This is a genomic window from Peptoniphilus sp. HCN-40583, assembly GCF_037892835.1.
Classification (GTDB): domain Bacteria; phylum Bacillota; class Clostridia; order Tissierellales; family Peptoniphilaceae; genus Aedoeadaptatus; species Aedoeadaptatus rachelemmaiella.
Genome location: NZ_JBBKBU010000032.1, coordinates 19,622 through 27,856, shown reverse-complemented (window position 1 = coordinate 27,856; position 8,235 = coordinate 19,622). Strand labels below are relative to the sequence as shown.

Below are 8,235 nucleotides of genomic sequence, written 5' to 3'. Positions count from 1 at the left end.
TACTCGATTACTTTCATTGCCATTCTCCTTTTGTCTTTCAATTGCATTACGATGACTTCTATCTATATACCCCGTCCGGCTTTTGCCACGCAAAAAACGCCCGAGGATTCTCGAGCGTTTTGTCTTGATTATTTTCGGATGACGTAATCGTCGCCGTCGACGGCAATTTCCAAATGATCGCCGTCCATAATGTCTCCTGCAATAAGGGCGCGGGAGAGTTTGGTTTCGATGTGGTTTTGGATATAGCGTTTGACGGGACGTGCGCCGTAGAGCACATTGTAAGCTTCCGACAGGATTTTTTCTTTGGCTTCGTCGGTGGCTCTGATGTGAATGTCTCTGTCTTCGAGGCGGCTTTCGATTTCTGCCAGATCCGTGTCGATGATTCTGACGATTTCATCTTTCAACAGGGGCTTAAAGAGGACGATTTCGTCGACCCGGTTTAAAAATTCCGGACGGAAGTGGTCTTTCATTTCCCTGTTGACGGCTTCTTTCGCATCGTCGGAGATGGTGCCGTCTTCCGTGACCCCTTCGATTAAGTCTTGAGACCCGATGTTGGAGGTCATGATGATGACCGTGTTTTTAAAGTCCACGGTGCGGCCTTGATTGTCGGTGAGGCGGCCGTCGTCCAGTACTTGCAAGAGGATGTTGAACACATCTCTATGGGCCTTTTCGATTTCGTCGAAGAGGATGACGGAGTAGGGTTTTCTTCTGACGGCTTCAGTGAGTTGGCCGCCTTCGTCGTAGCCCACGTATCCCGGAGGCGAACCGACCAGGCGGGAGACGCTGTGTTTTTCCATGTATTCGCTCATGTCGATACGAATCATGTTCCGTTCGTCGTCAAAGAGGGCTTCGGTTAAGGCTTTGGCCGTTTCGGTCTTGCCGACACCGGTGGGCCCTAAGAAGATAAAGCTGCCGATGGGGCGGTTTTGCGCCTTGAGCCCGGCCCGCGCACGGAGCACGGCGTCGCTTACGGCTTTCGTGGCATCGGCTTGGCCCACGACGCGTTTCTTCAGAATTTCGTCTAAGTGGAGGAGCTTTTCACGCTCCGTTTCGGCGAGCTTGGCGACGGGAATGCCCGTCCACTTGCTCACCACTTCGGCGATTTCTTCTTCGGTCACTTCTTCTTTGATGAGTTTGCCGTCGCCTTTTTCTTTGTTTTGCTCTTGCTTCAATTGTTCTTCCAATTTAGGCAATTCGCCGTATTTTAAGGCGGAGAGTTTTTCCAAATCGTAGTTGCGTTCCGCTTCTTCGATTTCGTGGCGCACCTTGTCGATGGCTTCTTTTATATTTTTTTCGCCTTCCAACTCTTTCTTTTCCGTTTCCCAACGGGCGATAAGGGCGTCGTAATCGGCCTTTTCTTCGGCCAATTCTTCTTCCAAGGCGGCGAGGCGCTTTTTCGAAGCGTCGTCGGTTTCTTTCTTTAAGGCTTCCCGCTCAATTTCCAGTTGGAGAATGTGGCGGCGAATTTCGTCGATTTCCGTGGGCATGGACTCGATTTCCGTGCGCACCATGGCGCAGGCTTCGTCCATGAGGTCGATGGCCTTATCAGGCAGGAAGCGATCGGTAATGTAGCGATCGGAAAGCAGAGCCGATTGAATGACCGCGCCGTCGGAAATGCGAATGCCGTGATAGATTTCGTATTTTTCCTTCAGGCCGCGCAAAATGGAAATGGTGTCTTCCACCGTAGGCTCTTGTACTTGCACTTTTTGGAAACGACGTTCCAATGCCGGATCCTTTTCGATGTACTTGCGGTACTCGTCCAAGGTGGTGGCGCCGATGGTGTGGAGTTCGCCTCTGGCGAGCATGGGCTTTAAGAGGTTGCCCGCATCCATGGCCCCTTCGCTCTTGCCGGCGCCGACGATGTTGTGAATTTCGTCGATAAACATAATGATTTCGCCTTCGGAGCTCTTCACTTCGTTTAAGACGGCCTTCAAGCGTTCTTCAAATTCGCCGCGGTATTTGGCCCCGGCGATTAATGCCCCCATGTCCAGGGAGAAGACAGTTTTGTTTTTCAAACCGTCGGGCACATCGCCAGCCACGATTCGTTGGGCCAAGCCTTCGACGATGGCGGTTTTCCCGACGCCGGGCTCGCCGATTAAGACGGGATTGTTTTTCGTGCGGCGAGAGAGGATGCGGATCACGTGGCGCACTTCATCGTCGCGGCCGATGACCGGGTCCATTTTTCCCTTGGCCGCTTCCGCCGTCATGTCCCTTCCGTATTTATTTAAGGCTTCGTAGGTGTCCTCGGGATTGTCGCTGGTCACGTGTTGATTGCCGCGAATTTCTTTTAAGGCGCCCATAAAGCGGTCTTCGTCGATGCCGAATTCCTTAAAAATCCGCTTGTTGTTTACCCCATCCCCTTTAATCATGGCGAGGTAGAGGTGTTCCACGCTGACGTAGCTGTCGCTTAAGCGCTTCGCTTCTTTCAATGCGTCGGTTAAAACGCCGTTCATGGCGTTTGAGAGGCGAGGGGTGGCGCCGGTTTGTTTCGAGAGGCGGCCGATTTCCCTGTCCAAGGCGTTTTCCACTTCCTTGGCATCGACGCCCATATAGTCCAATACGCGGGGAATAAGGCCTTCTGCATCGGACACCAGGGCCTTATTTAAGTGGAGGACGTCTACCTCCGGGTTTCCGTATTCTTGTGCCAAGTTTTGCGCGCTTTCTAACGCAGCCATGCTTTTTTGTGTAAATTTATCGATTTTCATATGGCACTCCTTTCATGCTGGTTATTTTTTCTTTTATTTTTTGTATTTTTCACTTAATTGTTTGTAAAGCGCTTCATCTTCCGCGCTTAAATTGTCCGGGTTCACGAGGACAAAGCGAATGTACGCATCCCCTGTGCGGCCCTTTAAATCCTTCAGCCCTTTTTTGGCCAGGCGCAGCTTTTGGCCGCCCTTGGTCTTTTCGGGTACGGTAATGCGAAGCTTCCCGGCGGGAAGATCGCAGGTGATTTTGTCGCCGAAATAGGCTTGCCAAGGATAGATGGCTTGATCCACGATTAGGTCCAGACCGTGGATTTCCACGCCCTTCGGCGATGTGACGTGAATTTTAAAGAGAATGTCGCCGTCGACGCCGAATTTCTCGCCGCGAACTTTCAATTTCTTGCCTTCGGTAATGCCTGCCGGCACCTTCACGGGAATGTCCACGGCCTTGCCGCCGATGGTGAGGCTCACTTGCCGCTCTACGCCGTGATAGGCATCGTCCATGGAGATGGAAAGCTCTGCGGAATACTGCGTGCGTTGCGGCTTGTGGGCCCTGCGAGAGCCTTTGAAGTCGCCGAAAATATCGCCCATGTTAAAGGTGGTACTTCTGCGCTTCGAGCCTGCGCTTGCACTCCCGCCTCCGAAGAACATATCGAAGAAATCGCTGAAGTCACCGCTTCCGCCGGTGGTGGTGTAGGTGTATCCGTATTGGGAGGGATCGAAATTCATGCCGCCGGAGAAATTGCCGGCGCTACCGAATTGATCGTAGGTTTGTTTCTTCTTCGGATCGGACAACACTTCGTAGGCTTCGTTGATTTCCTTAAACTTTTCATGTGCCTTTTTGTCGTCGGGATGAAGGTCCGGGTGATATTGCTTCGCCAGTTTGCGAAAGGCTTTTTTAATCGTTTTTTGATCGGCGCTTTTATCTACGCCCAATGTCTTGTAATAATCTTTATATTCCATAAATCACCTCAGTTGACTTTCTTTGACCTTGATTCCATTATAACACCTTCGCCGCGGAATGCAATAGATTTTTTGACCTTGTTTGACTTTTCTTTTCATTCCCGCCTAAAACAAGAAAAGCCCGCGTTTAGCAGGCTTTTTCGCAATCGATCAGAAGCGTTCCGCGTGGTTCACAAAGGCATCGACGAAGCCTTGCAAAAAGTCTTCCGTGTCTTTGATCAATTCGCCGTTTTTGTCGAACTTTTCGTGGACGGCGGACAGATAGACTTCCGGTTGTTGCAGAGGAATGAGATCGACGAAAATCAAATTTTGTCGCAAACTGAAATTCGCCGCCATGCCGCCGGAGGAGCCGACGCTGGCGCTTACGACGGCCGCGGGCTTGGTACCCCATTTGCTCTTGCCATAGGGGCGACTCGCCACGTCGATGGCGTTTTTAACGGCCGGTGCGCATAGGCGATTGTATTCCGGCGTAAAGAAAATATAGCCGTCTTTTTCTTCCACTTCTTTTCGGAAGCGGCTGTAGCTTTCCGGTTCGTTGTTTTCCCTTTCGTAGTCTTCGTTGTAAAGGGGCAGATCGCCGATTTCGATAAAGTCGGCTTCGTAGCCTTCCGGGAACATGTCTTTCACCTTTTCGGCGACTTTTCTGTTCCAGGATCCTTTTCTGAGCGAGCCGACAATTAAACCGATTTTTTTCGTCATGGTATACTCCTTTTCTTTCTCTTAACTGTGCTATTTGAGTTATATCCGAAAGAAAGGAAGTCTAAACATTACCGATCCACGTAGCGCTTTAAGTCGCGTTCGATGTCCCGCTTCTTTATGGCTTCTCTTTTGTCGTGAAGCTTCTTGCCCTTGGCCTCGGCGATGGAAAGCTTCACCCGGCCCCGCGTCAGGTGCACGTTTAAGGGCACGATGGTGTAGCCCTCCTGCTCCGTGGCCTTGGCCAGCTGGGCGATTTCTTTTTTGTGCATGAGGAGCTTGCGCTTTCGCAGGGGATCCATATTAAAGCGATTCCCCTGTTCGTAAGGCGCCACGTGCATCCCTTCGATAAAGATTTCGCCCCCTTCGATGGAGCAGTAGGCTTCTTTAATGGCCACGCTGCCCTTGCGAATGCTCTTCACCTCCGTCCCCTTTAAGACGATGCCCGCCTCGTAGGTGGTTTCGATGTGGTATTCGTGAAAGGCTTTTTTGTTGTTGGCCAAAAAGTCGCCGTCGGTTTTCTTCTTTTTAGCCACGGGCATCCTCCTCTAATTGAAAGTCGATGCGTCCCAGTATGGGATCGGCGCCGGCCACGACGATGCGCATGGGATCGCCCATGTGAATGGTTTTTTTCGTGCGCTCGCCGACGGCCACATAATGGTCTTCGTCGAAGCGATAGAAATCGTCCATGGAGGCGTAGCCGATGAGGCCTTCCACTGTGTTGTCCAGTTCGCAGAAAATACCGAAGGAAGTAATCCCCGACACTTTCGCATCGAAACTTTCTCCGATGTGATCGGCCATGTATTGGGCCATCTTCACATCCACCACCTTGCGCTCCGCTTCCTGGGCGATTTTTTCCGTGGCGGAAATGTGATCGGCAATGTCCGGGAAGGTTCTCTTGTATCGATCGATGAGCTTCGTGTCCAGAACGTGGTTCAAATCCTGCTTAATGATCCGATGAATGGTTAAATCCGCGTAACGGCGAATGGGCGAAGTAAAGTGGGAATAGTATTTGGCGGCGAGGCCGAAGTGGCCGGCGAGTTCTTCGCTGTAGCGGGCCTTTTGCATGCTCCGGAGGATCATGGTTTGAATCAACGCCTCTTCGTCTTTTCCCTTGCAGGCCAAGGTCAGCTTTTGAATGTCCTTGGGGTGGATGTCCTTGGTGAGATCCAAATGGTAGCCGAAGGGGCGAATCACCGCATTTAAAAGGGTGAGCTTTTCAGCGTCCGGCTCCTCGTGGATGCGGTAGATGAAGGGCAGCTTCTTTTTGTGGTAGGTTTCGGACACGGTTTCGTTGGCGAGGAGCATAAATTCCTCGATAAGGTCGTTGGCATCCCGGTGATCCACGAGGCCGATGTGGGTGGGGTGGCCGTCAGCATCCAGCTCAATGGCCGGCTCGTCGAAGGAAAAGTCGATGTTGCCCCGCTTATCCCGCATCTTGCGACGATTTTTCGCCATGGTGTTTAAAATCGTGAGCTCCTCTGTGAGATCTTTCAGGGATTCGTGGATCTTTCCGTCTTCCAAAAAGTCGCTGACATGGGTGTAGACCAGGCGGCGGTCGCTGTTAATCACCGTTTCGGCGATGTGATAATTGTAGACCTTACCCTTGTCGTCCAGCTCAAAAATCACGCTCAAACAAAGGCGATCCACCCCTTCGTTTAAAGAGCAGATGCCGTTGGAAAGGGCCTTGGGCAGCATGGGCAGGACCTCACTTAAAAGATAGACACTGTTGCCCCGATGGAGGGCCTCTCTATCCAAGGGGCTTCCCATGCGCACGTATTCCGCCACGTCGGCGATGTGTACGCCCACTTCCCAATGGCCGCCTTTTAATGGACGCACGCTCAAGGCGTCGTCGAAGTCTTTGGAATCGGCGCCGTCGATGGTGAAGGTGGGCACGTCTCGAAAATCTTCCCTGCCCGCCACGGCGGAAAGGCTCACTTTTTGAGGAATGGCCTCCGCTTCGTCCATGACGTCTCTCGGAAATTCCAAATCCAGCCCCATGGCATAGGCAATGGAGAGAATGTCCACGTTTTTGTCCTCGGGATAGCCCAGAACTTCCACGATTTTTCCCTCGGCCTTTTTGTTGGGTTCCGGATATTTTTCAATGTCCACCACGACTTTTTGGCCATCTTCGGCGCCGTTTTTCCACTTTTTCGGAATGAAAATGTCGTCGGGAATTCGCTTGTCGTCGGGGGTGACGAAACCGAAGCGCATGGCGTCGTCGTAAACACCGACGATGCGATGATTGGCCCGCTCCAACACGGCGACGACGCGGCCCTCATCCCCTTTTCCCGGATCCTTGGAGGGGATTTTTTCCACGAGCACCCGATCTTTGTTCATGGCGGAGTTCACCTTGGTGCGGTGAATGTATAAATCCGCCATGTCCTCGTCGTCGGGAACGAAGAAGCCGAAGCCCTTGTCGTTGCCTTCGAAGGTGCCGGTCATGAGCCCGTGGCGAAGGCTGGCGTGGTAGTTTTTATCCTCGTCCCGGTAAAGGGTGCCGTCTTTTACCATATCCTTTAAAAGGCCCTTCATTTCCTTTTGCAGATTGTCGTTGACGTTTAGGGCGCGGAAAATTTCCCGCTTGCTCAGGCCGTCGTTTTTTTCCAAAGCCTCCAGTACCCGGTCTCGAATAGTCATAATGCCTCCTTTGGCTTACAGTTTGCTACCGTAGGTGGTTTTCGTAAATAAATTGGATTCGTAGCTGTAGGTGGTGTCCTTGCGTTCATTCGCGCGGATCTCGCCTAATTCGATGACTCTACTTAACAACTCGGCAAAGGGAATGCCCACAGGCTCCCACAAGTAAAAGCCCATGGAGCCGGGCAGGGTGTTGATTTCATTGACCACCGGCTCCCCTTCGGCGACGAGAAAATCGATTCGGGCCGCACCGCAGGCGTCGATGGCGGTGAAGGCATCCTTCGCCAAGTCTTCGATTTTTTTCTTTAAGGCCTCGTCTACATCAGCTGGACAGTTTCTCGCATTTTTCCCCTTGCTCGGGCCGGTTTTTTTGCCGCCGCCCACGTATTTATCTTCGAAGCTCAAAAGATCCTTCCAGCCAACGGGCTCTTCCAATGCCGATGCGATCACGTCTCCTGCATAGCCCAAGACAGCGCAGTTGATTTCCCGGGGATTTTCCGCCGCCTTTTCGACTAAAATCTTGCGGTCGTAGCTTGCGGCGAGATCCATGGCATCGTCAAGGGCCGCGGCTTCTTTCACTTTCGTAATGCCGATGGAGGAGCCCAGATTGGCAGGCTTGACGAAGACGGGATAGCCCAGCTCGCCGATAGCCTTTTTCACATGCTCTTTTTCCTCACGCCACTGACGGCGATAAAAACATTTCCCCTCCATAACGGGGATGCCGTGGGCGCGAAAGACATCTTTCATGATCATTTTGTCCATGCCTACGGCGGCGGAAAGGGTGGAGCAGCCGATGTAGGGGATGTCCATGGTGTCGAAGTAGCCTTGAATGGAGCCATCTTCACCGAAGGTGCCGTGAAGGGCCACAAACACCATGTCCACGTCGGCGTAGACCGCTTCTTTCATGCCGCCTTTTGAAAAGAGACCGCCCTTTTCCTCTTCCAGTCTGTAAAGTTTCCCGCCGCTTCCGGCTTTGAAATACACTTCAAATGTATCGTCGAAATTGCCTTCTTTAAAAGTTTTGAAATTCGACAGACTTTCGCCGCCTAAAAACTTGCCGTCCTTGGTAATGTAGACGGGCACGGCCTCGTATTTGGATTTATCTAAATTTTCCATCACTTGCATACCGGTAATGACGCTGACTTCGTGTTCCACACTGCGTCCGCCGAAAAATACAGCGATTGTTTTCATAATGCACGTTCTCCCTTCGTGGTAATTCTTGTTTTATTCTATCATA

General features: G+C 51.8%; 6 protein-coding genes. All 6 read right to left on the bottom strand.

Features of this window, described 5'->3' with window-relative positions; all coding sequences use genetic code 11:
• Positions 1 to 128: 128 nt before the first annotated feature.
• Positions 129 to 2,705 carry an ATP-dependent chaperone ClpB gene (gene clpB / locus WKT05_RS09390; RefSeq protein WP_340413871.1) on the bottom strand — a complete coding sequence of 859 codons (2,577 nt, stop codon included), beginning with the start codon at positions 2,703 to 2,705 and terminating at the stop codon, positions 129 to 131.
• Between the two features lie 33 nt (positions 2,706 to 2,738).
• Positions 2,739 to 3,665 carry a J domain-containing protein gene (locus WKT05_RS09385; protein WP_340413870.1) on the bottom strand — a complete coding sequence of 309 codons (927 nt, stop codon included), beginning with the start codon at positions 3,663 to 3,665 and terminating at the stop codon, positions 2,739 to 2,741.
• Positions 3,666 to 3,815: 150 nt separating this feature from the next.
• A complete protein-coding gene (locus WKT05_RS09380; protein ID WP_340413869.1) occupies positions 3,816 to 4,364 on the bottom strand; it encodes an NADPH-dependent FMN reductase in 549 nt (182 codons plus the stop codon).
• Positions 4,365 to 4,432: 68 nt separating this feature from the next.
• Positions 4,433 to 4,897 carry an SsrA-binding protein SmpB gene (smpB, locus tag WKT05_RS09375; RefSeq protein ID WP_340413868.1) on the bottom strand — a complete coding sequence of 155 codons (465 nt, stop codon included), beginning with the start codon at positions 4,895 to 4,897 and terminating at the stop codon, positions 4,433 to 4,435.
• Entirely contained in the window at positions 4,890 to 7,001 is a 2,112-nt protein-coding gene (gene rnr / locus WKT05_RS09370; protein WP_340413867.1) for a ribonuclease R, read from the bottom strand. Before rnr ends, smpB begins: the two co-directional genes overlap by 8 nt.
• A gap of 15 nt (positions 7,002 to 7,016) precedes the next feature.
• On the bottom strand, positions 7,017 to 8,189 hold the full coding sequence (locus WKT05_RS09365) for a D-alanine--D-alanine ligase family protein (RefSeq protein ID WP_340413866.1): 1,173 nt from the start codon (positions 8,187 to 8,189) through the stop codon (positions 7,017 to 7,019).
• Between the last annotated feature and the right edge of the window lie 46 nt (positions 8,190 to 8,235).